20 protein-coding genes are annotated in these 24,994 nt (G+C 62.6%); 17 read left to right on the forward strand and 3 right to left on the reverse strand.

Annotated elements, in window-relative coordinates; translation table 11 throughout:
* Positions 1-363: 363 nt before the first annotated feature.
* Positions 364-846, reverse strand: a complete 483-nt coding sequence (locus tag LAN64_17160) for an SRPBCC family protein (GenBank protein MBZ5569558.1) — start codon at positions 844-846, stop codon at positions 364-366.
* Between the two features lie 349 nt (positions 847-1,195).
* On the opposite strand from LAN64_17160, the gene LAN64_17165 reads away from it, so the two are divergent.
* The 16 genes from LAN64_17165 to ftsZ all read left to right on the forward strand — a co-directional run bounded on the left by LAN64_17165 (position 1,196) and on the right by ftsZ (position 20,064).
* Positions 1,196-1,633 carry a division/cell wall cluster transcriptional repressor MraZ gene (locus LAN64_17165; GenBank protein ID MBZ5569559.1) on the forward strand — a complete coding sequence of 146 codons (438 nt, stop codon included), beginning with the start codon at positions 1,196-1,198 and terminating at the stop codon, positions 1,631-1,633.
* A 2-nt stretch (positions 1,634-1,635) separates the two neighbouring features.
* Positions 1,636-2,616, forward strand: coding sequence for a 16S rRNA (cytosine(1402)-N(4))-methyltransferase RsmH (gene rsmH / locus LAN64_17170; GenBank protein ID MBZ5569560.1), 981 nt, complete (start codon positions 1,636-1,638; stop codon positions 2,614-2,616).
* 149 nt (positions 2,617-2,765) lie between these two features.
* Positions 2,766-2,930, forward strand: coding sequence for a hypothetical protein (locus LAN64_17175; protein MBZ5569561.1), 165 nt, complete (start codon positions 2,766-2,768; stop codon positions 2,928-2,930).
* Complete coding sequence (locus tag LAN64_17180; GenBank protein ID MBZ5569562.1) at positions 2,930-3,385, forward strand: cell division protein FtsL; 456 nt, start codon at positions 2,930-2,932, stop codon at positions 3,383-3,385. Before LAN64_17175 ends, LAN64_17180 begins: the two co-directional genes overlap by 1 nt.
* Before the next feature lie 170 nt (positions 3,386-3,555).
* A complete protein-coding gene (locus tag LAN64_17185) occupies positions 3,556-5,673 on the forward strand; it encodes a PASTA domain-containing protein (GenBank protein ID MBZ5569563.1) in 2,118 nt (705 codons plus the stop codon).
* 118 nt (positions 5,674-5,791) lie between these two features.
* Entirely contained in the window at positions 5,792-7,303 is a 1,512-nt protein-coding gene (locus LAN64_17190) for a UDP-N-acetylmuramoyl-L-alanyl-D-glutamate--2,6-diaminopimelate ligase (protein ID MBZ5569564.1), read from the forward strand.
* Positions 7,300-8,694, forward strand: coding sequence for a UDP-N-acetylmuramoyl-tripeptide--D-alanyl-D-alanine ligase (gene murF / locus LAN64_17195; GenBank protein MBZ5569565.1), 1,395 nt, complete (start codon positions 7,300-7,302; stop codon positions 8,692-8,694). Before LAN64_17190 ends, murF begins: the two co-directional genes overlap by 4 nt.
* A 118-nt stretch (positions 8,695-8,812) precedes the next feature.
* Positions 8,813-9,946, forward strand: a complete 1,134-nt coding sequence (mraY, locus tag LAN64_17200; GenBank protein ID MBZ5569566.1) for a phospho-N-acetylmuramoyl-pentapeptide-transferase — start codon at positions 8,813-8,815, stop codon at positions 9,944-9,946.
* Between the two features lie 256 nt (positions 9,947-10,202).
* Positions 10,203-11,576: a UDP-N-acetylmuramoyl-L-alanine--D-glutamate ligase gene (murD, locus tag LAN64_17205; GenBank protein MBZ5569567.1), complete on the forward strand. Its 1,374-nt coding sequence runs from the start codon at positions 10,203-10,205 to the stop codon at positions 11,574-11,576.
* Positions 11,577-11,862: 286 nt separating this feature from the next.
* Positions 11,863-12,954: a putative lipid II flippase FtsW gene (ftsW, locus tag LAN64_17210; GenBank protein MBZ5569568.1), complete on the forward strand. Its 1,092-nt coding sequence runs from the start codon at positions 11,863-11,865 to the stop codon at positions 12,952-12,954.
* Positions 12,955-13,088: 134 nt separating this feature from the next.
* Positions 13,089-14,165, forward strand: coding sequence for an undecaprenyldiphospho-muramoylpentapeptide beta-N-acetylglucosaminyltransferase (murG, locus tag LAN64_17215; protein MBZ5569569.1), 1,077 nt, complete (start codon positions 13,089-13,091; stop codon positions 14,163-14,165).
* 174 nt (positions 14,166-14,339) lie between these two features.
* The gene (murC, locus tag LAN64_17220; GenBank protein MBZ5569570.1) at positions 14,340-15,773 is read left to right on the forward strand and encodes a UDP-N-acetylmuramate--L-alanine ligase; all 1,434 of its coding nucleotides are present in this window, start codon (positions 14,340-14,342) and stop codon (positions 15,771-15,773) included.
* Positions 15,774-15,977: 204 nt separating this feature from the next.
* The gene (locus tag LAN64_17225) at positions 15,978-16,223 is read left to right on the forward strand and encodes a hypothetical protein (GenBank protein MBZ5569571.1); all 246 of its coding nucleotides are present in this window, start codon (positions 15,978-15,980) and stop codon (positions 16,221-16,223) included.
* A 143-nt stretch (positions 16,224-16,366) separates the two neighbouring features.
* Positions 16,367-17,359, forward strand: coding sequence for an FtsQ-type POTRA domain-containing protein (locus tag LAN64_17230; protein ID MBZ5569572.1), 993 nt, complete (start codon positions 16,367-16,369; stop codon positions 17,357-17,359).
* A 153-nt stretch (positions 17,360-17,512) separates the two neighbouring features.
* Positions 17,513-18,736, forward strand: coding sequence for a cell division protein FtsA (gene ftsA, locus LAN64_17235; GenBank protein MBZ5569573.1), 1,224 nt, complete (start codon positions 17,513-17,515; stop codon positions 18,734-18,736).
* 47 nt (positions 18,737-18,783) lie between these two features.
* Entirely contained in the window at positions 18,784-20,064 is a 1,281-nt protein-coding gene (ftsZ, locus tag LAN64_17240) for a cell division protein FtsZ (GenBank protein MBZ5569574.1), read from the forward strand.
* Between the two features lie 89 nt (positions 20,065-20,153).
* On the opposite strand, the gene LAN64_17245 is transcribed toward ftsZ, so the two are convergent.
* A complete protein-coding gene (locus LAN64_17245; GenBank protein MBZ5569575.1) occupies positions 20,154-22,427 on the reverse strand; it encodes an SLC26A/SulP transporter family protein in 2,274 nt (757 codons plus the stop codon).
* 452 nt (positions 22,428-22,879) lie between these two features.
* Here LAN64_17245 and LAN64_17250 point away from each other — a divergent pair, with 452 nt between their 5' ends.
* Positions 22,880-24,097 (forward strand): penicillin-binding protein, encoded by a 1,218-nt coding sequence (locus LAN64_17250; protein MBZ5569576.1) that lies wholly within the window; start codon positions 22,880-22,882, stop codon positions 24,095-24,097.
* Between the two features lie 124 nt (positions 24,098-24,221).
* Here LAN64_17250 and LAN64_17255 read toward each other — a convergent pair whose 3' ends face one another.
* Positions 24,222-24,758, reverse strand: coding sequence for a hypothetical protein (locus tag LAN64_17255; protein ID MBZ5569577.1), 537 nt, complete (start codon positions 24,756-24,758; stop codon positions 24,222-24,224).
* Positions 24,759-24,994 lie beyond the last annotated feature (236 nt).

Raw genomic sequence — 24,994 nt, forward strand, 5'->3', positions numbered from 1 at the left:
TTACAGGCCGCTCTTGCTACATCCACAATTCCGATTGCAGATCCCGAACGCAGGCACTGAGTGTTTCGGTCTCCTGCGAATGGTGCAAGGCACGGAGAGTCATTTTCTTACGCGAATCCTGGTAAAGCTCCAGGGGGAGAATTCCGATATAGCTACTGTGGACTGGATTCGCGTGGATTCCGCGTTTCAATAGGGTGTACCGATGCGCAACATTTTACTTTTTCACGAACAATTGCGCTTGACTCGCAAAAAGTGTCTGTATAATGGCAAACGCGTGGGGGAGTATCTATCTTTATGAATCGACAATCGCAGGGTGTACTTCGCCCGCTAGCGCAGTTGTCTAGCTGGGTGATTGCGTTATTTCTATTGGCAGTTCCAACTGCCTTTTCTCAGCAACAGAAACCTTCGACAACCCAGATCAACCAAGCGGTGGTGGAAGCCAATGAGCGCATCGCCCAGCTTGCCGAATCCGACCTCGTATTCGACTATGTCGGTGATGATGGTTCCGTTTCCGCTCGCCTGAAACGAGTGCGTATGGTCCCAGTGCGCGAACGGACCGCGGACCAGCGCGTCGCGGAAATAAGCTCCGTACTCGAATTCGACGATGCGCGCCAGCCATCGCCGTCGAAGCGGAAGGCTCGGAAACAGCCGCGCCGATACTTCGATTTCCGAACCCGTGCCGGCCAGGCCGGGATGGTCGGGCGGTGAGATCACATCGAGGCGGACGATCCGCGTTCTCGATTCCGGCGGGCTGATGCGCGGCAAATTTTGCGGGTCGGCGAAGAAGCAGAACGCGCTCTCTGGCTCGACCGTCAGGAACTGAGAGGTTTCAAAGAACTCGAACATAAGTCTATGGGCGCGCCTAATTGGAATGAACCAAGAGAGTAAACCCTACCCCTAGCGTGTACTTTGGCGGCAACTCCCAGCCCTAGGATGCTTCACAGGCTATCCCAGGGACGACTGATCGCCAGAAAAAATTCAATTGACAAGCAACCACTTAGGCGTAGGATGTGGTCTAAAGTGGCACAAAGTGGTTAAGTTAGGCTCGTTATGGGTACCGGCGCCGTACCGATGGGCGCCAGTGGAATGATCGAGAGATTTTCCCAACTCGAACCCAACGAACCCGGATTTAAGGAGCTTTTGGCCGCTTTGACCTCCATGGCTGCCATTGCAGCCCGGAAACGGAATCGAGCGAATGTTTCGCGGCAATCACCCAACCCGCGTGGACGAAAAGGGACGGCTGAAGGTTCCCGCGGAATTCAAGCGCGTGATCGACGAAAAATATTCCGCCCGATTCTACATCACCTCGCAGGATGGCCGTGTTGCCGAGATATATCCCTTCGAGGAGTGGGAAGGGATCGAGCAGAAGCTGGCCGCACTCTCGAATTTCAATCCTACGAAGAAGAAGTTCTTGACGCGCACCAATTATTGGGGTCAGGCAGTGGAGATGGATTCCCAGGGACGGCTTTTGTTGCCGCAACTGCTGCGCGACGCGGCGGACCTGAAGGGCGACGTGGCGGTGTTGGGATATCTGAACCGTTTGGAAGTCCGGAGCATGGAAGCGGTCCGCAAGGAAGTGGAAGAACCCTTTACGGCCGATGACGAAAAGAACCTGGACGAACTGGGCATTTAGCGGTGGATGGGCAAGAGGCACACGCCCCCAGGGGCGGGCATGGCAATCGGCAAGCGCAACCTGGCCATGTTTCAGTTCTTTTAAAAGAAGCGATCGAATTTCTGGCGGTCAAGCCTGGCGGGACCTATCTCGACGCCACGGTGGGGGTGGGCGGGCACAGTTTCGAGCTCGCAAAACACCTCGGCCCACGGGGTCGTTTGATTGGGCTCGATAAGGACCCCAAGGCGCTGGCCATCGCGCGCGAGCGGCTGCAGCCGCCGGCCGGCATGGAAAAAAGCTGGCCGGAGGTAGAGCTGATCCACAGCTCGTTCGCCCGGGTCGCGGAGTTCGTCGGTGAAAGCCAAGCCGACGGCATCCTGGCCGACCTGGGATTGAGCTCGTTGCAGCTCGCCGACACGGCGCGGGGGTTCAGTTTCCAGGCGGAAGGCGCGCTCGACATGCGCATGGATCCGGGCGCCTCCGTGACTGCCGAACAAGCGGTAAACCAGCTCAGCGAGCGCGAGCTTGCTGACTTGATTTACGAATTCGGTGAGGAAAGGAGGTCGCGGAGAATCGCCAGAGCCATTGTCCGGTCGCGGCCGCTACGCACCTCGAAGCAGTTGGCGGAGGTGGTAGGAGCCGCGGCCGGGCCAATGAACCCCGGCCAGATTCATCCCGCGACGCGCACCTTTCAGGCTCTCCGGATCTTCGTAAACCGCGAATTGGACGAGCTGCGGGCGCTGCTGAGCGAAGACGTCGCGCCCCGCATACTCAAGCGCGGCGGACGGCTGGTGATTATCAGCTTCCACTCGCTGGAAGACCGGATCGTGAAGGACGCGTTCCGGGACGGCGCGCAGGGCGGGCTGTACCGCCTGCTGACAAAAAAGCCGGTAACGGCGAGGGAGGAAGAGGCGGAAGCGAATCCGCGGTCGCGCAGCGCGAAGCTGCGGGCGGTGGAAAAAATCGTGGAAAATGTGGAAAACATCGTGTCACGATATAAATAGCAGAACCAGTCGCGGAAATCGGGAATTACGCAAGTTTCCGGGACGGCATCGCCTGTCTGACTTGGGCGAATGAGTAGTTCCACAGAATCCTTCCTTCTCGATGCCGTCCCGGGAAGGATGCAGGAAGCAAGCGGTATCGGAGGTGGGTGATGTACACAGGCGAAATGATCGACCAGCTGATGGACATGGTTGCGCGCGCCGAGGAGCACGCGCAGGTGACGCGGTTTGCCGAAATGGCGATCCGGGAAGAGGAGTTCACGTCGCGGTTCATGTACGTTCCAGACGCCCAGCCCATGATGAACGGGGTGGTGTAATGGCAACCGTTGCCACCACCCGTCCGCAGATCTGGGCCAGCCGCCGCGGATGGGCCGGCACGCCCGAGGTTTACTTCACCAAGGCGATTGACAATTCCCGCCTGGTGAAGGTGGCCGACGTCAAGCGCGGCCGCGAAATGACGCACTTCGCCTGCGCCCTTGCCGTGCTGTTCCTGCTGGTGATGGTCTATGCCTGGCAGCACTTCAGCGCCATCGAGTACGGTTACCGCATCGAGGCCCTGAACTCGCAGCGCGACAACCTGGTCGAACTGAATCGCGCGCTGCGCCTGGAAGAGGCATCGCTGAGAGATCCGCGGCGCATTGACACCCTTGCGCGCGGGATGGGCCTGGTGACGCCGGGAGCCGGACAGGTAGTCCGCATCGAGCCCAGCGCCAAGGATCCCGGCGGGCCGGTGATGGCGCGCGCCGATGTGGCCGTGATTTCGACGCCGTAATACAGGTTCAGGGTTCCCATTTCGGGTTACACGTCTTGCCTTCTCGGCGAACTTGCCTTGAGGACGTGGCACGTGAGACATGCGGCGTGGAACCCTGTGCTTCAAGCGCTGGATCGTTCTCAGGTGAGACCGTGGCGGGAGATGGCCGGCTCAAGGACCCGAAGTGGCGGCTGTACCTGCTTGGGGCTTTCCTGTTCCTCTGGTGCGGCGCCATCGGCCTGCGCCTTGTCCAACTGCAAATCGTCGATTACGGAGACTGGCTGCAGCGCGCGCAACGGCAGCAGCAGCGCACCATCCCGGTCTCGCCGCGCCGCGGCATCATCTACGACCGCAACGGCCACGAACTGGCGATGTCCATCTCGGTGGACTCCGTCTTCGCGGTGCCCAGCGAGATTCCCGACCCGGCGAACACCGCCAGCCTGCTGGCGCGCGTGCTGAGGAGCGACCCTCGTGACCTATTGGCGCGGCTGAAGGGTTCGCGCTCCTTCGTCTGGATCGCGCGTAAGGTGGACGCCGATACCAGCCAGCGCATCCGCGGCATGAATCTGCGCGGAATTTATTTCCAGAAGGAGCCGAAGCGCTTCTACCCCAAGCGCGAACTGGCGGCGCAGACCATCGGCTACGTCGGCTTGGACGATGAAGGACTGGGCGGCATCGAGCACGCCTTTGATTCCCGCCTGCGCGGCACGCCGGGCAAGATGCTGATCACCATGGACGCGCGCCGCAAGTGGTTCGGACGCGTCGAGCGCCAGCCCGATCCCGGCGAAAACGTCGTTCTGACCATCGACGAAAAAATCCAGTACATCGTCGAAAAGGAACTCGAACAGGCGATGCACGACACCCGCGCCGAGGCGGGCATGGTGATCGTGCAGAACCCGCGCACGGGCGAGATCCTGGCCCTGGCCAACCGCCCGACGTTCAATGCCAACATCTATAAGGACGCGCCGCAGGCCGCCCTCAAAAACCGCGCCGTCAGCGACATCTTCGAGCCCGGCTCGGTCTTCAAGGTGGTTACCTACTCCTCCGCGGTCGAGGAAAAACTGGTGCGCCCGGACGATCCCATCGACTGCCAAGGCGGGGTGATTAACGTCGGTGGCATACGAATACATGACTTGCATAAGATGGGTGTGGTGCCCATCGCCGACGCCGTGGCGCACTCCAGCGACGTGGCCGCCGTCAAGGTCGGTATGCGTGTCGGCGAGCAGCGCCTCTATAACTACATCCGCGCCTTCGGGTTCGGCCAGCAGACTGGGATCGAACTACCCGGCGAAACCCGCGGCATGACCAAGCCCGCGAACCGCTGGTCGAAAGTTTCCATCGGCGCCATTTCAATCGGGCAGGAAATCGGGGTCACCCCGCTGCAACTTGCGTCCATGATGTCCACCGTCGCCAATGACGGCGTCTACACCCCTTCGCGCATCGTTGCCGGCGTGCTGCCGCCGCGCAAGACGCCGCAGACGGTTACCTTCCAGCGCCCGCAGCAGCGCCGCGTCATCTCCACCCTGACGGCGGCGCAAATGCGAAGGATGCTGGAGGGAGTGGTGCTGTTCGGCACCGGGCGTCGCGCCATCCTCGATGGCTATACCTCCGCGGGCAAGACCGGCACCGCGCAGAAGGTTGACCCCAACACCGGAACCTATTCGCGCACCAAGTATGTGGCGACCTTCGCCGGCTTCGCACCGGTCAACAATCCGGCGCTGACGATCGTGGTGAGCCTCGATTCCCCCATCGGTCTGCACCAGGGCGGCCAGGTTTCGGCGCCGGTGTTCACCCGCATCGCGCAGCAGGTGTTGGCGTACATGAACGTCCCGCACGACGCCGAGGTCAAAAGCGATAAGCGCTTGCAACTGCGCGCCTCCGTCAAAGACGACGAACTGAACGAAGACTCAACTGATCGCATTGGCGGAGGCTTGGAAGCCGCCCAGAACGCGGTGCCTGACCCTCAGCCGAAATCCGCGCCCGTGATCGCCGTTTCCTCTGCTCCGGCAAGAGTTGTCGCGGCTGCACTAACTTCAAAACCAGCGGCATTGGCGGCAACTGCGTCCCCGCCCGCGTTGCCGCCGTCCACCGCGGAACGCCCCGGCGGCGGGACGGTCGTACTCGACGTCGGTGGCGGCGTGGTAGTGCCTCTGTTTACTGGAAAAACGCTGCGGTCCGCCATCGAGACGGCGCAGGACGCGGGCCTGGAGTTGGAAGCTGTGGGCAGCGGCATCGCCCGCGAGCAGTCGCCGCCGGCCGGTACGCGGGTTCCCAACGGAACAAGAATTTCGGTACGGTTTAACCGCTAGATTTCCACGGATGATCCCAGATCAGGCAACAAACAAATCCGTGTTCATCGGTGGCGATCCGCGGTCATTGGGTTCCTCTGCGTTCTCGGCGACAAATCCCTCGGTATAATCCATGCCAATGCGTTTCCAACAGCTCCTCGACGGCGCGGAGTTCCTGTTCCAGCGCGGCAATCCCGATATCGGCGGCCTCGACTACGACTCCCGCCGCGTGCAGCCAGGATGGTGCTTCGTCGCCATGAGAGGCGAGACCACGGACGGGAATCGATACGTTGACGCCGCGCTTGGCGCCGGCGCCGTCGCAGTCGTAAGCGATGATCCGAAGAGTCAACCGCAGGGCGAGGTCGCCTGGGCGCAGGTGCCGCATGGACGGCGCGCCCTTGCCCGCCTGAGCGCCAATTTCTACAAACGTCCCGCCGAAAAACTGGCCAACACCGGCGTCACCGGCACCAACGGCAAGACCACCACCTCGTTTCTGCTGGAGTCCATTCTCCAGGCTGCCGGATGCAAGACCGCGCTCATCGGTACGGTGGAATACCACGTGACAGGCAAGGTTCTGCCTGCGCCGCACACCACGCCCGAGCCGCTGGAACTGAACCAACTGCTTGCCGACGCCCGGCGCAACGGCGCTACCGAATCGGTGATGGAAGTTTCCTCGCACGCGCTGGCCCAGCAGCGCGTCTTCGGCATCCCGTATGACGTCGCCATCTTCACCAACCTCACCCGCGACCATCTCGACTACCACAAGAACTTCGAGGACTACTTCTCCGCCAAGCGCGCGCTGTTCGAGGGCGTCGGCACCGATCCCCCGCGCGTCGCAATCATCAATCTCGAAGACGAGTACGGGAAGAAGCTGGCGAAGTTCAGCAAGTCGCGCTCGCAAGTGCTGACCTATGGCGCGTCGCAAGGCGACTTCTACGCCAACAGAGTTGATGTCGGCATGAACGGTACACGCTTCGACCTGGTCACGCCCACGGGCACGGTTCCGCTGTGGTCGCCATTAATCGGGCGGGTCAACGTGTACAACGTCCTCGCTGCCTCCGCTGCCGCCGTTGCCCGCAACTGCCCGCCGGAAGCCATTGCCAGCGGTGTCGAGCGCCTCACCCGGGTGCCCGGCCGCTTCGAGCGCGTGGACGCCGGCCAGCCCTTCACGGTGGTTGTGGACTACGCGCACACCGATGACGCGCTGCGTAACCTTACTTCGCTTGCCCGCGAATTTGTCGCGAGGGGTGGCGGAAGGGTGATCACCGTGTTCGGTTGCGGCGGCGACCGCGATCGCGCCAAGCGCCCGCTCATGGGCGAAGCCGCCGGGCGGGGCAGCGATTACGTCATTCTCACCTCCGACAATCCGCGCAGCGAAGAGCCCATGGCGATCATTAACGACGCGCTTCCCGGCCTGGAGCGAACCAAGACGCCGTTCAGCGTCGAATCCGATCGCTCCAAGGCTATTGCCCTCGCCGTCCAAAAAGCCGCGCCCGCCGACATCGTGCTCATCGCCGGCAAGGGCCACGAAAAAGTGCAGATCACGCGCGAGGGCAGGCATCCATTCGACGACGTTGAGGTCGCTCTTGCTGCGCTGCACGTAGTCGGCTACCACAAGCCGGAAGCCGCACCTACTGGAGGCGCTCGATGAGGCTGCCTCTGGGACGCATTGCCGACATTACCGGTGGCGCCGCCGATTCCACCCATCGCGAAGCCATCGCCACCGGCTGCTCGATCGACTCGCGCACGCTTCAGCCCGGCGATCTGTTTTTCGCGATTAAGGGCGAGCGCTTCGACGGCCACGAGTTCGTCGACGCAGCGCTCGAGCGCGGCGCGGTGGCGGCCCTGGTGCAGGTAAGCCAGGCGGGGCGCTTCGGCGATCAACACCGCATCATCGCAGTTAGCGATCCGCTCGATGCGTTGCAACTGCTCGGGCGAGCGGTGCGCCGCATGTGGAACAAGACGGTGATCGCCGTTACCGGGTCGGCGGGCAAAACCACCACCAAGGAATCGGCCGCGCGCCTGCTGTCGGCGAAATATCGCGTGCTGAAATCCGAGAGCAATCTCAACAACCACTACGGATTGCCACTGCAACTGCTGCGCCTGGAACCGGAACATGAACTCGCTGTGCTCGAACTCGGCATGAATCATGCCGGCGAGATCAGCGCGCTAGCCGCGATTTGCGAGCCCAATGTCGGCGTCGTTACCTGCGTCGCGCCGGTGCACCTCGGCTTCTTCAACTCCATCGCCGACATCGCCCGCGCCAAGTACGAGCTCATCCAATCCCTGCCCGCGAGCGGCATGGCGGTGCTGAATGCCGACGACGAGTATGTTTCGCAATTCGGGCGAGATTTTCCCGGCCGTGTCATCACCTTCGGCCTGAACCATCCCGCCGACGTGCGTGGCGAAGCCATCCACGAGATGGGGCCCGACGGCTCGCAGTTCGACGTTGTCGCCGATGGCCACCGCGAGCGTGCCACGCTGCCGCTCATCGGCCGGCACAACATTTACAACGCGCTCGCCGCCATCGCCACCGCCATGGTGGGCGGGTTGACCCTGGAACAGGCGACCGCCGGCGTAGCGCTGCTCACTCCCGCAGACAAGCGCGGCCAGGTATTGACCGTTGGCGCCGCTACCGTCATCAATGACTGCTACAACTCCAACCCGCGCGCGCTCGACTCCGTGGTGGACGCGCTCGCCGGCATGGCCGTCCCTGACGGCGGGCGCCGCATCGTGGTCGCCGGCGAGATGCTGGAACTCGGTCCCTCGACCGATGATCTCCACCGCCGCTCCGGCGCGCACATGGTGGACAGCAAAATTGACGTCGTGCTCGGCGTGCGCGGCGCGGCGCAGAACATCGTGGACGCTGCCGCCGAGGCCGGCATGCGCGCCGAGTTTGTCGAGACACCCGAGGAGGCAGGGGAGTGGTTGGCACGCGAGGTCCGCCCGGGCGACATCGTCCTGCTGAAGGCCTCCCGGGGCGTCAAACTGGAGAGGGCGCTGGAGACCTGGACCTCGTTGCGCGCCTCCAGTCACAATTAGCATGATCGTCATTCCGGGCACAGCGAGGAATCGACCTTTGTAGGCAGCAGCGCTTCTAACAATCCGCTCCGCTGCTGTATTCTTAGCCCAGCGCCCATCCGCTCGAAGGGAGAGCTTTTTGCTCTACTGGCTTCTTTATCAGGTACTGTTCCGCTACTTTTCTCCCTTCCGCATCTTCCGCTACCTGACTTTCCGCACTGCCTTTGCCAGCCTGACGGCGCTGTTCATGGCCCTGATCGTCGGTCCGGCCATCGTCCGCAAGCTCAAGGAATTTCAAATTTCTCAGTACATCCGCGAAGAAGGCCCCAAGGCGCACCAGAAGAAAGCCGGCACACCGACCATGGGTGGCCTGCTCATCGCCGTTGCCATCATCATCCCGACACTCCTCTGGGCCGACCTCGGCAACGCATACGTCTGGCTGGCTCTGGCCGCCACCACCGCCTTTGGCGCCATCGGTTTTGCCGACGATTACCTCAAGGTGGTCAACCAGCGCAATCTCGGCCTCACCGGCAGCAGCAAGCTGATGCTGCAAGTCCTGGTCAGCGTGATCGTCGCCGTCTCGCTCATCCTGCTCCAGGCCAAAGGCCAGTACTCGACACACCTCATGGTGCCGTTTTTCAAGAACGTCCGCCCCGACCTGGTGATCTCCGTGCTCGCGGTGAAGCCGCATCTCTGGCCCATCGCTTTCCTGCCGTTCATCGGCTTCGTGATCCTGGTGATCGTCGGCTCCAGCAACGCCGTCAACCTCACCGACGGTCTCGACGGCCTCGCCATCGGTTGCACCGTCATCGCCGCCGGCGCGCTCACCGTGCTCACCTACGTCAGCGGCCACGCTACCTTCTCCGACTACCTCGAACTCCAGCGCATGCCGCAAGTCGGCGAACTGACCATCTTCTGCGGCGCCATGGTCGGCTCCGCCATCGGCTTCCTCTGGTATAACGCCCATCCCGCCGAGGTGTTCATGGGCGATGTAGGCTCGCTGGCGCTCGGCGGCGCCATCGGCACGGTCGCCGTCATCATCAAGCAGGAGCTGCTGCTGCCCTTTATCGGCGGCGTTTTCGTCATCGAAGCGGTGTCGGTGATCCTGCAGGTGGGCTCGTACAAGCTGCGCAAAAAGCGGATCTTCAAGATGGCGCCGCTGCACCATCACTTTGAGCTGCTGGGATGGTCGGAGTCGAAAATCATCGTCCGCTTCTGGATCGCTTCGCTGATCTTTGCTCTCTTTGCCCTGACCACCTTGAAACTTCGCTAGCCCGGTGTGCGACAATCATCGCTTCGAGCCGCGCAGTGGTGGCTGGTGACTCGTGCAGGCAGGGAGGGGCACGATTCAAAAATCGTGCTGGGAGAGTACCGCTGGCTGGACACGACGTTCCGTCGTGCATTTTTGACCGAACTACCTTGGACTGGACACGCAACTTCCGTGCTGAGCTTGGGAGAAGATCTTATAGGCATCTGATTCCCGCCCCTGGCGCTGGTTTCAAAAAAAGTTTTGAGCTATGGCAGAACCTCTGGAAGTAAAAGGCAAGCGGGTGCTGGTGGTCGGGCTGGGCAAGTCCGGCGTGGCTTCCGCCCAGTTCCTGCACGAACGCGGGGCGCGCGTCACCGCCTCCGATGCCAAGGCCGAAGACGACCTTCGCGCCGACATCCGCACCCTGCTGGATCTCGGCGTCGCCGTCGAAACCGGAGGCCACGGCGAGCGCACCTTCCGCCAGCAGGACCTCATCGTGGTCAGCCCGGGCGTGCCGACCAACGTCCCGCAACTAGCCCAGGCATGCGCCATGGGCATTCCCGTGATCGGCGAAATCGAACTAGCCTCGCGTTTCCTCAGGGGCCACATCGTCGCCATCACCGGCTCCAACGGCAAAACCACCACCACCGCGCTGGCCGGCGACGTCATCGCCTGGGGCGGCTACGAGTCGCAGGTGGGCGGCAACATCGGCACGCCTGCCATCTCGCTGGTGCCCGAGGCCACCGACGACACCTACAACGTTCTCGAGGTCTCCAGTTTCCAACTCGAGACCATTCAGACCTTCCACCCCGAAATCGCGGTCGTGCTCAACGTTACTCCCGACCACCTCGACCGCCACGGCAGCTTCGACCACTACCTCGCGGCCAAGAAACGCGTTTTCGAAAACCAGACCTCCAGCGATTATGCCGTCCTCAATGCCGACGACGAGCAGGCCGCGCGCATGGGCAGTGGCATCAAGGCGCAGGTCCGCTGGTTTAGCCGCAAGAAAGAGGTCGCGCAAGGCGGATTCGTGCGCGACGGCCGCATCATCCACCGCGACGACTCCGGCGAGCACGAAATCATGCCCGCCTCCGAGGTCCCACTCCAGGGCGCGCACAACCTGGAAAACGTGCTAGCGGCGGTCTGTGTCGGCATGATCATCCCCTGCGAGCCGCACCGCATCCGCGCCGCCGTCAAGGAATTTAAGGCCGTCGAACACCGCCTTGAGTACGTCGCCACCATCAACGGCGTCCAGTTCTACAACGACTCGAAAGCCACCAACGTGGACGCCACCATCAAGGCCCTGGAATCATTCCCCGGCAACATCCACATTATCCTTGGCGGCAAGGACAAGGGCTCGCCCTACACCGTGCTCAATGCGCTGCTCAAAGAGCGCGCCAAGCGCGTCTACACCATTGGCGCCGCCGCTGCCAAGATCGAAAAAGAAATCGCTGGCGCTGCCGCCATCGTCCACGCCGAAACCCTTGACGTGGCCGTTCGTCGCGCCTTTGACGCCGCCACTGCCGGCGACATCGTCCTGCTTGCCCCTGCCTGCGCCAGCTTTGACCAGTTCGAGAGCTACGAGCACCGCGGCCGCTTCTTCAAAGAACTGGTCCACGCTTTGGCGGAGAAGAAACAAGCTATTAGCTCTTAACTTTTGGCGTGCTCTGTGGAATTTCCACATCGTCGCGTACCCGCCCAGTTACCCCAGCCCGCCCTGCATGGGTGTTACAACATATCTTGTTTACACGTAAGCGAGCTGAAGGCTAGAGCTGGAGCAGTTTCGGAATTGGTGCAGCCGCGAGAGGAAACACGGAGATCCCTCGATTCGGGTTTCCCGCGCTGGAGAAAACGCGCGGGAGCCCTCCGTCGCTCGGGATGCCATCGGCTACGGACAAAGATGGAACGGCTCTAAGCGAGCCAAGAGCTAACAGCCTTCCATGCCTAAACGCGTCAGCGTCGACAAGACTCTCTTCACGGTTACGCTGATCCTGGTTTTCATCGGCCTGGTGATGGTTTTCAGCGCCTCCGCCGTGGTCGCCAAGGAGCGCTTCGGCTCGCCCTACTTCTTCGTCCTGCGGCAATTCGGGTGGGCGCTCGCCGGGCTGGCTGCCATGTATGCCGCCATGCGACTCGACTACCGCCGCTACCAGCATCCCGCGGTCGTCTTCTCGCTCATGGGCATCGCCACCCTGCTGCTGGTGCTGGTCTTTTTTCTCGACCGTTCGCACAACACGCATCGCTGGATCAGGTTGGGAGTGCTCTCCTTCCAGCCTTCGGAGCTCGCCAAACCAACGCTGATCCTCTTTCTCGCCTATTTCCTTGAAACGCGAACGAAATCCATGGACGACTGGCGCCGCACCCTGATCCCCGCCACCGCGCCGGTCGTGTTCATGGCCGCGCTCATTCTGATGCAGCCCGACCTCGGCACAGCGCTCGCCTGCGGCGCGATCTGCGCCGTCGTCCTTTTTGTCGCCGGCATGAGCCTCAAGTACTACGCCTGGGCGCTGGCGCCGCTGCCGCTCTTTTTTTATGTCTTCATTGTACGCGTGCCGTGGCGCTACCAGCGCATCCTCGCCTTCATGGACCCCTTCTCCGACCCGCAAGGACGCGGTTTCCACATCATTCAATCGCTGATCGCTGTCGGCACTGGCGGACTCACCGGCCTTGGCCTGATGGAAAGCAAGCAGAAGCTGTTTTATCTGCCCGAGCCGCACACCGATTTCATCTTCGCGGTCACGGCCGAGGAATTGGGCCTGCTCGGCGCGACCCTGGTCGTCGTTTTATTCGCCATCTTTCTCTACCGCGCCATCCGCGCCGCCGTTCTCACCGACGACGTCTTCGCCCGCTATCTCGCCACCGGCATCGGCGCTATGGTCGGCGTGCAGGCCCTGTTCAACATCAGCGTTGTCCTCGGCATGGCCCCCACCAAGGGTATCCCGCTGCCGTTTATCTCCTACGGCGGCTCCTCGCTGTTCGTCACCCTCGCCAGCGTCGGCGTGCTGCTCAATATCACGCAACACACGGATTGATTGAGTGATTTGCTGATTGAGATCGCGCGGTCGGCACTTTTCCAATCAGCCAATCGGCCACTCACCCAACCACCCAATAGACCAGGTCCCTCTGTGTCCTCTGTGGTGAAATCGCGATGTTGTAATCTGACGACATGCGCGCACTGCTGGCAGGCGGCGGTACCGGAGGACACGTCATCCCCGCACTTGCCGTCGCCCAGGAACTCCGCGCCCATTTCGACACCCAGATTCTTTTTGTCGGCACCTCCCGCGGCATCGAAAACCGCCTCGTACCCGCAGCCGGCTTTGCGCTCAAGCTGATCGACGTCGGCCAGCTCAAGAACGTCAGCATCGCGATGCGCCTGAAAACCCTCTTCGCGCTCCCGCGCGCAGTATTTGTTGCCGCGGGAATCCTGCGCGACTTCCGGCCCGACGTCGTCATCGGCGTGGGCGGCTACGCTTCCGGCCCGGCGATGCTGGCCGCCGCCCTCAGCAGCGTGCCCACGCTCGCTTTCGAGCCCAACCTCGTGCCCGGCTTCGCCAACCGCGTGGTCGCTCCCATGATCTCCGCCGCCGCCGTGCAGTTTCGCGAGACCTGCCGCTCGTTTCGCCGCTGCGTCGTCACCGGCGTCCCCGTGCGCCACGCATTTTTCGAAATTCCGGCACGGCCGCCAGGCCCGCCGCCCACGCTGCTGCTTTTCGGCGGCAGCCAGGGCGCGCACGCCCTGAACCGCGCCCTCATCGAGGCGCTGCCCGCGCTCATGCGGCGTGTGCCGGGACTGCACGTCATTCATCAGACCGGCGAGCGCGACTACAGCGACGCTCAAGCCGACTACCTCCGCGCCAGTATCCCCGCCGAGGTCTCCCCATTCATCGACGACATGCCCGCAGCCTTCGCCCGCGCCGACCTGCTCATCTGCCGCTCCGGCGCCAGCACCGTCGCCGAGATCACCGCCGCCGGGAAGCCGGCGCTATTCATCCCGTTTCCCCGCGCCGCCGACGACCACCAGACCAAGAACGCCGAGGCACTTTCGACGAAAGGCGCAGCCATGCTGATCCCCGAATCGGATTTGACGGCGCATAAACTGGCCGAAACGGTGGCCGCTTTGCTGAATGATCCATCGCGTCTGAGAACCATGGGCGCCGCAGCCCATGCACTCTCGCATCCCGACGCTGCCGCCGAGATCGCCCGCCTCGCCGCGAAACTGGCGGGCGTAGCCCTAAGCTATTAGCTGTTAGCTCTTAGCCCTTAGCCAGACCGGCCAGCGACGGGCGTGAGCAAATCGTTGCGGACTTTTGTTTACTTGTCTTAATCCGTGTTCATCCGTGAAAATCCGTGGTTAAGTATTAGCTGGACTTAGGACGACGCTCAGTAGCTAAGAGCTAAAGAGCCAAAAGCTAACAGCTTGTTTGCCAAGATCCAACGCGTCCACTTCGTCGGCATCGGCGGCATCGGGATGAGCGGCATCGCCGAGGTGCTGGTCAACCTCGGCTACAAAGTTTCCGGCTCCGACGTAAAGCCCTCCACCGTCACCGAGCGCCTCAGCTCACTGGGCGCCACCATCTTCGAAGGCCACCGCGCCGAAAACGTTTCCGGCTCCGAGGTCGTGGTCACCAGCTCGGCCGTCCGCCCCGACAACCCGGAAGTTGCCGCCGCCCACGCGGCCCACATCCCGGTCATCCCGCGCGCCGAGATGCTCGCCGAACTGATGCGCCTCAAGTACGGCATCGCCGTCGCCGGCATGCACGGCAAGACCACTACCACCTCCATGATTGCTGCCGTGCTCGCCGCCGGCGGCCTCGACCCCACAGTCGTGGTCGGCGGCCGCGTGGACGCGATGGGCTCCAACGCCCGCCTCGGCAAATCGCAGTATCTGGTCGCCGAGGCCGACGAAAGCGACCGCTCCTTTCTCAAGCTCTCGCCCATCCTCTCCGTGGTCACCAACATTGACCGCGAGCACATGGACTGCTACCGCGATATGGACGACATCGAGCGTACCTTTGTCGAGTTCATGGACCGCGTCCCTTTCTACGGCATGATCGTAGCCTGCAACGACAACGACGGCCTGCGCTCCCTGCTGCCGCGCGTCCAGCGCCGTACCGTGACCTACGGCACGCGCGACGGCTCCGATTTCCACATCGTCAGCAGGGATACCGAACTGAACCCCGGCAGCGCTCGCCCCACCTGCCGTTTCCGCGTGGACTACGGCGGGCGGTCACTCGGTGACTTCCACCTTCACATCCCCGGCGCGCACAATGTGCTCAATGCCACCGCCGCGATCGCCGCCGGCATCGGTCTCGACGTCCGCGTCGAAGACATCCGCTCCGCTCTCGCCGACTTTCGCGGCGTTGACCGCCGCTTCCAACTATGCGGCGAGGCCGGCGGTGTCAGCGTCATTGACGACTACGGCCACCATCCCAGCGAAATCCGCGCCACCCTCGCCGCCGCGCGCCAATGCGCGTATCGTCGCATTCACGTCATCTTCCAGCCGCACCGCTACACCCGCACGCAGTCGTTGATGGACGACTTCGCCGGCGCCTTCACCGACGCCGACTCGCTCTTCCTCCTCGACATCTATCCGGCGAGCGAAGCGCCAATCCCGGGCGTCACTGCGCAGGCGCTCGCAACCCGCATCGCGGAGCAGGGAAACCGCCTCGTGACCTACGCAACCTCCTTCGCCGATGCCATCAACGCCGCCGTCGACATTGCCCGTCCCGGCGACATGATCCTCACCCTCGGCGCCGGCAGCGTCTCCCAACTCGGCCCGCAGGTTCTGGAAGCCCTCCACCACCTCCGCGCCGCTTTAAGTCAGAAGTCAGAAGCCAGAAGTCAGAATTAAGAAGCCACAACAGGTGCTCGTATCAGAGCGGGCTTTACTTCTTTACTTCTTTACTTCCGACTTCTTGTTCAGCGCGAAAATCTCAAGCCCGGTTTTTCCATCGCCAATCTTCAATCCGCAATCCCTCCCACGGACAAAAAATCTCTCACGCGACTAACGATTTGCCCCATCGCCCGTCTTTATCAGTGAACGACAGGGTGGCTTATGAAAACGATCATCGCCGGACTGATCCTGAGCTTGGCCGTCGCCTTGGCGCCTGCGCCCAAAATCACGGTGGAGAACCCTACGCTCCTCTATGCCGCCGCCATGTACAAAACTGCCCTGGGCGACACCGACTCCGCCCTCCGCCTCATGCACCGCGCCGAGCAGGCCCAGCAGTCCGTTCGCCCCGCGCACCCCAACTCCTTGCAGACCGCCTGCGACCGCTCCGGCAGCCTCACCATTCTGTGACCCGCCCTGGCCCAACTCCGCTGCCACTGACCACCGACAACCGAAAAACTACACGCCTGAAGCCTGTTTAATTTCCCTCTCCGCATTCCGGCAAAAAAAAGTTATAGTGACAAGCACGGCGATTTCGCGACGCTCACCCCTTCATGCTACGGAATAACGGTCCCCTGATTCCGGACGATCCGGCTGCATCTCGCGCCCGCGTCCCTGCGAGTGAGGACCTCGACGACGCTCTTGACTCCCGCCTCCTCGACCTGGATGCGGAAGAGGAGCCCGCATTTCTGCGCGCGCAAAAGCGCGTTCCCGTCCGCCGTGGGCCGCTGCCGAAGAAAGCCGCCAACCGGCTGAAAATCGCGCTCATCGTTTGTGCCGCCGCCGGCGTAATCGTGGGCATTTCTCTCCTCACCTATCGCTACGGCGCGCAATCCTGGCGTTTCCGGCTTGACTCCAGCGACCAGCTCGAAGTCTCCGGTATTCGCCGCGTCAGCCGCGCGCAAATCATGGAGGTCATGGGTGGCGACATTGGCCGCAACGTGTTCTTCATCCCGCTCGCCGACCGGCAAAAGCAGCTCGAGGAAATTCCGTGGGTCGAAGGCGCCTCGGTCATGCGCCTGCTGCCCAACCGCATCAAAATCGACATCCGCGAGCGCACCCCCGTCGCCTTCGTCCAGATCGGCTCCAAGATCGCCCTGATTGATGCCCACGGCGTGGTCATGGACCTGCCCGCCGGCGCCGCGCGCAAATACTCGTTCCCGGTGATTGTCGGCATGGGAAGCGCCGAGCCGCTCTCCACCCGCGCCGCGCGCATGACAATTTATTCGCAGCTCATCCGCGATCTCGATTCCAGCGGCGCACAGTACTCGCAGGGCATCAGCGAGGTGGATCTCTCCGATCCCGACGACGTCAAGATCACCACCTCCGATCCCGACGGCGCCGTCCTCGTCCACCTCGGCTCCTCTGATTACTTGGCGCGCTTCAAGACCTACGTCGCCCACTTGCAGGAGTGGCGCCAGCAGGTGCAGAAAGTTCGTTCCGTGGACTTGCGATACGATCAGCAGGTTGTCGTGAATCCCGATGAGAGCAATCCGCCACCAACGAAAGCCGCGGCCAAGCCGAAGAGAGCGGCAAAAAAAAAGTGAGAGGTGCGCATTTTGTAATTCGGTGATTTCGTAATTTGGTAATTTGAAAATTCGCCAGACATGCAGGTCGAGTCGGTCACGGCGAGGTCAGACGATTTCGACAAGATTACCCAATGACAAAATTACTCAATTACCGAATTCTTTTTGGGGCCCATGGGCAAGCAGAATCACAATCTACTGACCGCAATTGATGTGGGCAGCGCCAAGACCTGCGCACTGGTGGCGGAGATCACCGAGAGCGGCCTGCGCTATTGCGGGCATGGCTGCGTCGAGTCGCGCGGCTTCCGCAAGGGCATCATTGTTGATCTCGATCGCGCCGTCAGCTCCATTCAAAAAGCCGTGCAGGAAGCCGAGGACTCCTGCGGCGCGCCCATCGAGCGCGCCCTCGCCGGCGTTGCCGGGTCGCATATTCGCGGCCTCAACAGCCAAGGCGGTATCGTCCTGGGCGCCAAGCCGCGCGAGATCACCCGCGAAGACGTCCGCCAGGCGGTCGAGCGCGCCCGTGCCATCGCCCTGCCCGCCGACCGCCAGGTGCTGCATCTGCTCCCGCAAGAATTTATCCTCGACGAGCAACCCGGCGTGCATGAGCCTGCCGGCATGATGGCGGCCAAGCTGGAGGTGAAAGTCCACGTCGTTACCGCCGCCGCCACCGCCACGCAGAACGTGGTCACGGCGCTCAACCGCGCCGGCGTCCACGTGGATGACACGATATTCGAAGCGCTTGCCTGCGCCGACTCCGTCCTCCGTACCGACGAGCGCGAACTCGGCGTCTGCGTGGCCGACATCGGCGCCGGCTCCACCGACATCGTCGTCTTCCACGAAGGCGCGGTCGCGCATACCGGCGCGGTGCCCGTCGGCGGCGATCACTTCACCAACGACGTTGCCGTCGGGTTGCGCACGCCGCTGGCCGACGCCGAAAAAATCAAGCGCCTCTTCGGTTCCGCCGTGGTCACGCGCATTCCGGAGGCCAACGAAATCGAGGTCACCAGCGTTGGCGACCGCCCTTCGCGCCTGATGTCGCAGCGCCTGCTCGGGGAAATCCTGGAACCGCGCGCGCGCGAGCTGTGCGAATTGCTGCGCGACCATCTCCGCCAGGCGGGCGTGCTGGAAGACTGCGCCGCCGGCACGGTGCTGACCGGCGGCGGCGCGCGCCTGCCGCACCTGACCGAGATCGCCGAATCGGTGCTGCGCAAGCCCTCGCGCATCGCCTGCCCGTCGCCGATTTCGAAATTGCCGGCCTCGCTAGCCGAGCCCGAATTCGCCACCGCCATCGGCATGGTGCTCTATGGATATCGCGCCCGCCTGGCGCACGGCCCCCACGGCAGCGACGGCCTTGGAGCAAAACTCAAAGCGCTCTTCGTGCGTCGGGGAGCTTAACTGGTCACTGGAAACTGGAAACTGGGAGCCGGAAACTGGAAACTGACATGACCGACAACACCGACGGAATCCGTATTCAATTCAACGAAGACGCGCGCAACAGCGCCAAGATCAAGGTCATTGGCATTGGCGGGGGCGGTGGCAACGCCGTCAACCGCATGATTGACGCCCACCTGGAGGGCGTCGAGTTCATGACCGCCAACACCGACCTGCAGGCGCTGGAGATGTCGCGCGCTCCGGTGCGCATCCAGCTCGGCGTCAAGCTCACCAACGGGCTCGGGGCCGGCGCCAATCCCGAAGTCGGTCGCAAGGCCGCGCTCGAAGACGCCGACAAGATCATCGAAGCCCTGGAAGGCGCCGACATGATCTTTGTCACCGCCGGACTCGGCGGCGGCACCGGCACTGGCGCCGCGCCGATTATCGCCTCGCTCGCCAGCGAAATGGGCGCGCTCACAGTTGCCGTCATCACCAAGCCGTTCGGCTTCGAAGGCAAACGCCGCATGGCGCAGGCGGAGCGCGGGCTGCAGGAACTTCTCGACTCGGTGGACACCATGATCGTTATTCCCAACGAGAAGCTGCTGGCCGTCGCGCAGAACGCCGGCTTCTTCGAATCCTTCCGCGTCGCCGACGACATCCTACGCCAGGCGGTGCAGGGCATCTCCGACATCATCACCATCCCCGGCATCATCAACCGCGACTTCGCCGACGTGAAAGCCATCATGGCAGGCATGGGTTACGCCGTCATGGGCAACGCCACCGGCAAGGGCGACCACCGTGCGACCGACGCCGCCCAGCGCGCCATCGCCTCCCCGCTGCTCGAAGCCGGCGCCATTGACGGTGCCCGCGGCATCCTCATCAACGTCACCGGATCCAGTTCGCTGAAGCTGGCGGAAGTGAACGAAGCCTCCACCATCATTCAAAGCGCGGCGCACGAGGACGCCAACATCATCTTCGGCGCTGTGCTCGACGAAAAAATGAAGGACGAGGTAAAGATCACCGTCATTGCCACCGGCTTCAAGGGCGATAACCACGTGCAGCGCCACGAGCGCGCCATCTCTGCTGCGGCCGCCGCCATCTCGCAGGCGCGCACCGCTTCCGCCTATGTTGCCCCGCGTCCCGAACCACGCGCCGCCGACAACGCTGCCGAGCCGCAGCCGCCCGCCGAAGCCGCTAGGCCCGGCGCGGTCTCGCCGCCCATCACCCCGCGTGCCGCGCCCCAGCGCGAGAACACGTCCCTTGCCGACGTGAAAAGCACGGTGAAAACAAACTACGAGGAAGACGATCTCGACGTACCCGCCTTCATCCGCAAGCGTAACGAGAGCAGCTAGAGAAAACCCTTGAGGAACGGATTGATCAATCGAGCGGCGAGGGAGAATTACATAGGGGTTTGCTGACCACTAACCACTGCACACTTCGCTCACGACTCCTTCAAATACCGCAACTCCACGTCCGTCCTACGCAGCCGCTCGGCGACCGCGGTGGCGATTCCTTCCATCAGGTTGAGCGCCAGCATCCTGTGTTCTTCCCGAAGCAGGTCAAACCGCTGCCGCGTCAGCACGTACAGTTCGACATCCGTATACGCCACCGCGTCGGCCGAGCGCGGCGCGCGGTCCAGGAACGTCAACTCGCCGAAGAAATCTCCCCGCCCGAACGTCGCCAGGTGATGCCCGGTCTTGCCGTCCACCGGCATCAGGATGCGCACCGAGCCCTGGCGGATAAAGTACAGCGTGTCGCCCGCATCCCCCTGGGAGAAGATCTTCTGTCCTGCTTGGAACCTCTGGATCTCCGTTCCCGCCTCCAGCGCTGCCAGGGTTTCCTCTTTGTGTTGCCGGAACATATCAATGTGGCGGATCTCCAGCGGCTTTTCCTGCTCGCGCTCCAGGTTGGCCTCGTTCAGGATCCGGTCCTCGATCCACTCCAGCGCAGCATCCAGGTGCTCGAAAATCCGTGCGTGATGTTCCTGCCTGACCAGTCCTACTTGGTTGAAGTAGTGCACCATGTCCTGGCCACTGGGCGCCTGTTGCGGCGGGTGACTGAAGATCAGCACTCCGTTCCGCTCTGACAGCATGTCTTCAATCTGCTCCAGCATGTGCGCCGCGGTGAAGTCCACCGACTGCACTCGCCGCATGTCCAGCACGATGTAATCGCGCTTCTTCAGTTCCGGCTCCAGCGCGGTATAGAGCTGGTCGGTGGTGCCAAAGAATAGGCTGCCTTGCAGCTCAAAAATCGCCGTGCGCTCGCCCCGCTTCTCCAGGATCGCCATCTCTTCCGGCAGTCGCATCTGCTTCGAAAATCTTTCGTTTCCGTACGACTTGCGCCGTACCACCGAGTCCCTGATCTGCTCCCGCAGAAACAGCAGGATGGCCAGCGCGACGCCTACGCCGGAGGCCGCGATCAGGCTCACCGCCTCCGCCACCACTACCACCGTGACGATGACCACGAAGTCCAGGATGGTCGAGCGCGACCGCAGCAAGTACAGGCTGTGCCGGTCGAACATCCTCACTCCGACCACGATCAGGATTCCCGCCAGCGCCGCGATCGGTACCCAGGCGATCAGCGTACCGAGGATCAGGAACGCCACCAGCGCCAGCACGCCCTCGCTCACACCCGACAGCCGCGTGTGCCCGCCGCTGGAGATATTCACCAGGGTCGCGCCCATTTGTCCCGCGCCCGGCACGCCGCCGATCGCCGTCGAAGCCAGGTTTCCCAGCCCCTGCCCGATCAGTTCTCGATTCGAGTTGTGCCGGCTGCGCGTCAGCGTGTCCAGCACGACGCAGGTCTTCAGCGTGTCAATTGAGAGCAGCACCGCCAGCGTCAGCGCCGGCGTGATCACCAGCTTGAGCTGATGCGGATCAAATCCTGCGATCGACCTCCACCGCGACGCCGCCGTCGCCAGGAATCCAATGTCGGAGCCGCCCAGCGGACCCATGAGAGGACCTACCACGAACTTGTTGCCCGCCAGCAGCAGCAATGACCGGTCTGCCAACCCAATCGCGAAGTACGTCAGCATGCCGAACGCCAGACCAAGGATCGCCGCCGGAACTTTCTTGGTGACCCGCGGCGCCAGCACCATCACTGTGATCGTCACCGCCCCCACCGTGATGCTCTGCCACCGCCACAGCGACGGCGTCAGCAGCCCCTGCCAGAACTGATAGCGGCCGGGTACGCCAAAGAAATTCGGCACCTGACTGATGATGATGATCAGTCCCACGCCGCTCAGGTAGCCACTTACTACCGGGTACGGCATGTACTTGATCAGCCGTCCCAGCCCCACCAGCCCGAACGCCACCTGCAGCACGCCGCACATCAACGCCACCAGCGCCATCAGCAGCAGCACCGACGAGGACCCCACGCCCTTCTGCGTCATCTCGATGGCAAACGCGGAGAGCACTGCCACCGCAGGCGCGCATGGTGCCGTGATCAGGCGCTTCGTCCCGCCGAAGGTTGACGCGATCAGGCCGAGCGCCGTGGTGCCGAGAATTCCCGCGATTGCCCCCTGCGAGGCATAGCTCGCGCCCAGCGGCGCATAGATCGTGACCCCGAACGCGATCGCCGAGGGCAGCGCCACCAGCATCGCTGCCAGTCCGCCCCAAAAGTCGCCGGCGGGATCGTCCGGCCGCCGCAATGCCTTCTCGGGCGCAGCCTGCCCTTCGCCGGGCGTACGTTCGGGCGCAACTGCGGTATCACTCATAGGCGGTAAGTTGCTGGTGGAGTATGCAAACTCAGCCGGTTATTTGCAATTGTATACGTGGCTTGTCGCACTGCTGGCCGTGGAAGAAGCGGCGGGTGGCTAGGGATTGGTGGGTTCGCGGAGGAATTTCCCTGTGTCGGAAGGCATTCACCGGCCAACGGCCACCAGCCCCGAAAACTACGCTGTTAGCGAGATTGGTTCGCGGCGGAAATCCGCTGTACTGAGGCAGATTACGGAAGTCGTTGTTCTGCCGAGATTCTGGGCTAAGTCGCTGCATCTCAACGGCGAGGATGACTGGGAACCGGCGGCGCAAGGAGCAGTTTTGGATTGTAATCAGACCCCTAACTCTCATACCATCATTGGAGTTCCAGCCGGAATTCTGGTACGCGGCGCGAAGTTGATGCCTTACGCGTATCCGCGCTGGAACACTCTAGAACGGAACCTTGGCGCTCATGAAAAAAGGCTCTCTGGCAGTTCAGGCAGTTCTCGTGCTGGCGGTCGTGGCGCTTCTGACTTGGAGCGCAGCGGCAGCCAACATTTCCAAGCCCCGCAAGACTTCGAAAGCAAAATCCGTCGTTGAAAACTCTGGAACAAAGAAGAAGAAGATCGGCAAGAAACGCAAGTCGCGGCGCGCGAGCATGTACGTGTGGGTCAACGGCCATCGGCTGAAGCGGAACCGATACTACGAGCACTTCAGCGCGTCCTCGTTTGTCACTGAGGACCAGACGGTGGGCGACATCACGGCCGGCGAGGATCCGGTGGTCCGGCAGGCGGCGATTGACGCGCTCGCCAACATGAACGGCACGGTGGTTGCGATCAACCCGGACAATGGCCGCATCCTGGCGATGGTCAACCAGAAGAGGGCGCTCTCGGAAGGCGGGGAGCCATGCTCGACCATCAAGATCGCGGTCGCGCTGGCGGCGTTGAGCGAGAACGTGATCGCGCGCGAGACCAAGATCCAACTCGGCCGCCGCACGCGCATGGACCTGACGCAAGCGCTGGCGCATTCCAACAACGCCTATTTCGAAGCGCTGGGCCGGAAGATGGGATTCGAGAAGGTCAGCTACTACGCGCACCAGTTTGGACTGGGCGAACTGGCAGGCTGGAACATCGAGGGCGAGCACCTGGGCGTCTTCCCGGATGAAGAGCTGGCCCCCCGGCTGGGCGGCGTAGCCCGGATGTGCTCGTTCGGACAGGGCATTTCCCTGACGCCGCTGCAACTGGGTGCGCTGGTATCGGCCATCGCCAATGGCGGCACACTCTATTACCTGCAGCATCCGACGACGGCGGAAGAGATCGCGACGTTCGAGCCGCGGGTGAAGCGGTATCTCGATATCGGGCCACTGATTCCGGAAGTCGCGCCGGGCATGGCCGGCGCGGTGCAGTACGGGACGGCGCAAAGCGTGCGCTGGAATTTCAGCGAGGAGCAGGTGCTGGGCAAGACCGGAACCTGCTCGAACAACGGCACGCGCTTCGGATGGTTCGCCTCCTATGCCAACACCTCTGTGGGCAGGATCGCGGTGGTGGTTTTCCTGGAAGGCGGGCGACCGACCTTCGGCCCGAAAGCGGCGGAAATCGCCGGGCGCATTTATCGCAACCTCTACGACCACAGCTTCTTCGTGCAGAGCACTCCGGCGCCGGAGCGGGCCGGACAGAGAGTGGCGCAATAGAGCTTTTCGGTTTACGGTGTCGCTGAAAAGGCCTCCGGTTCGCGGAGGCTTTTTCATGGGCGATTGTCGATTTGCGGTGCCTCGACCAAAACCCAGATCATCACCGGCAGAAAATGAAGGCCCACTACGGCTTCGCGCCGAGTTTCTGCAGCGCGTTTTCGAGGATGATTTTGTTGGCCGTGTCCTTCTCCGCGACCAGAGAGGATTTCAGCCATGCGATGGCGCGCGCCTTGGAGACGTGCGGATTGATCGCGGGATCCTGATCCTCGATCTTCCACGCGCCGTCCACATCTTTCAGACGGAACGAAACCTCCTCGCTTCCGGGCTCGGCGAGGTATCCCAGGCGGATCTGAAAACGGCCGAGCACAGCGTACTTTACGCGGACGGTGGCGAAGCGGAATCCTTCGTCGGCGGCAAGAATATCGTACTGCGATACGATAGTGAAGCCGTTCCAGTCGGGATTTTCCTTCCAGGTGGTGAGGATCTTCATGCGCGGCCAGGTGTCCTTGGCGAGGCGGCCGCCCGCGTAATCCATGCGGCAATAATTGTTGACGACGAGGCGGGGCGCGTCGGGCTGACGCGCGGTGCCGCCGAGCGGGAACTGCGCCAAGCTGCAAGCGCAAGTTAGCAGGATGGCGAAGAGCAGGCCGTAATGCCGCATACCTCTATCCCAAGGCACGCCAGAGTACAACAAACAGGCTCCAGGCTCCAGGCTTCGGGCCGCAAAGCGCAGGAATCCAACGCCTTGTCGATTGTCGATCTAGAGCGGTTCCCGAGTAGATATACCCGCGAATGAGTGTTTGGACGTAAGCTGCTGGTGCTGGCGGTCTCTGCGAATACAGCTGATGGCACGAGCCTTTTCCGACGATCTGCGGCGGAGGATTTTGGTGGCGTACG

The organism is Terriglobia bacterium (assembly GCA_020073185.1).
Classification (GTDB): Bacteria; Acidobacteriota; Terriglobia; order Terriglobales; family Acidobacteriaceae; genus JAIQGF01.

What these genes read in the sequence shown, in the direction of transcription:
- LAN64_17160 (MBZ5569558.1), bottom strand. Translation starts at nt 846, where the DNA reads ATGTTCGAGTTCTTTGAAACCTCTCAGTTCCTGACGGTCGAGCCAGAG.
- LAN64_17165 (MBZ5569559.1), top strand. Translation starts at nt 1,196, where the DNA reads ATGTTTCGCGGCAATCACCCAACCCGCGTGGACGAAAAGGGACGGCTG.
- LAN64_17175 (MBZ5569561.1), top strand. Translation starts at nt 2,766, where the DNA reads ATGTACACAGGCGAAATGATCGACCAGCTGATGGACATGGTTGCGCGC.
- LAN64_17180 (MBZ5569562.1), top strand. Translation starts at nt 2,930, where the DNA reads ATGGCAACCGTTGCCACCACCCGTCCGCAGATCTGGGCCAGCCGCCGC.
- LAN64_17190 (MBZ5569564.1), top strand. Translation starts at nt 5,792, where the DNA reads ATGCGTTTCCAACAGCTCCTCGACGGCGCGGAGTTCCTGTTCCAGCGC.
- murF (MBZ5569565.1), top strand. Translation starts at nt 7,300, where the DNA reads ATGAGGCTGCCTCTGGGACGCATTGCCGACATTACCGGTGGCGCCGCC.
- ftsW (MBZ5569568.1), top strand. Translation starts at nt 11,863, where the DNA reads ATGCCTAAACGCGTCAGCGTCGACAAGACTCTCTTCACGGTTACGCTG.
- murG (MBZ5569569.1), top strand. Translation starts at nt 13,089, where the DNA reads ATGCGCGCACTGCTGGCAGGCGGCGGTACCGGAGGACACGTCATCCCC.
- LAN64_17225 (MBZ5569571.1), top strand. Translation starts at nt 15,978, where the DNA reads ATGAAAACGATCATCGCCGGACTGATCCTGAGCTTGGCCGTCGCCTTG.
- LAN64_17230 (MBZ5569572.1), top strand. Translation starts at nt 16,367, where the DNA reads ATGCTACGGAATAACGGTCCCCTGATTCCGGACGATCCGGCTGCATCT.
- ftsA (MBZ5569573.1), top strand. Translation starts at nt 17,513, where the DNA reads ATGGGCAAGCAGAATCACAATCTACTGACCGCAATTGATGTGGGCAGC.
- ftsZ (MBZ5569574.1), top strand. Translation starts at nt 18,784, where the DNA reads ATGACCGACAACACCGACGGAATCCGTATTCAATTCAACGAAGACGCG.
- LAN64_17245 (MBZ5569575.1), bottom strand. Translation starts at nt 22,427, where the DNA reads ATGAGTGATACCGCAGTTGCGCCCGAACGTACGCCCGGCGAAGGGCAG.
- LAN64_17250 (MBZ5569576.1), top strand. Translation starts at nt 22,880, where the DNA reads ATGAAAAAAGGCTCTCTGGCAGTTCAGGCAGTTCTCGTGCTGGCGGTC.
- LAN64_17255 (MBZ5569577.1), bottom strand. Translation starts at nt 24,758, where the DNA reads ATGCGGCATTACGGCCTGCTCTTCGCCATCCTGCTAACTTGCGCTTGC.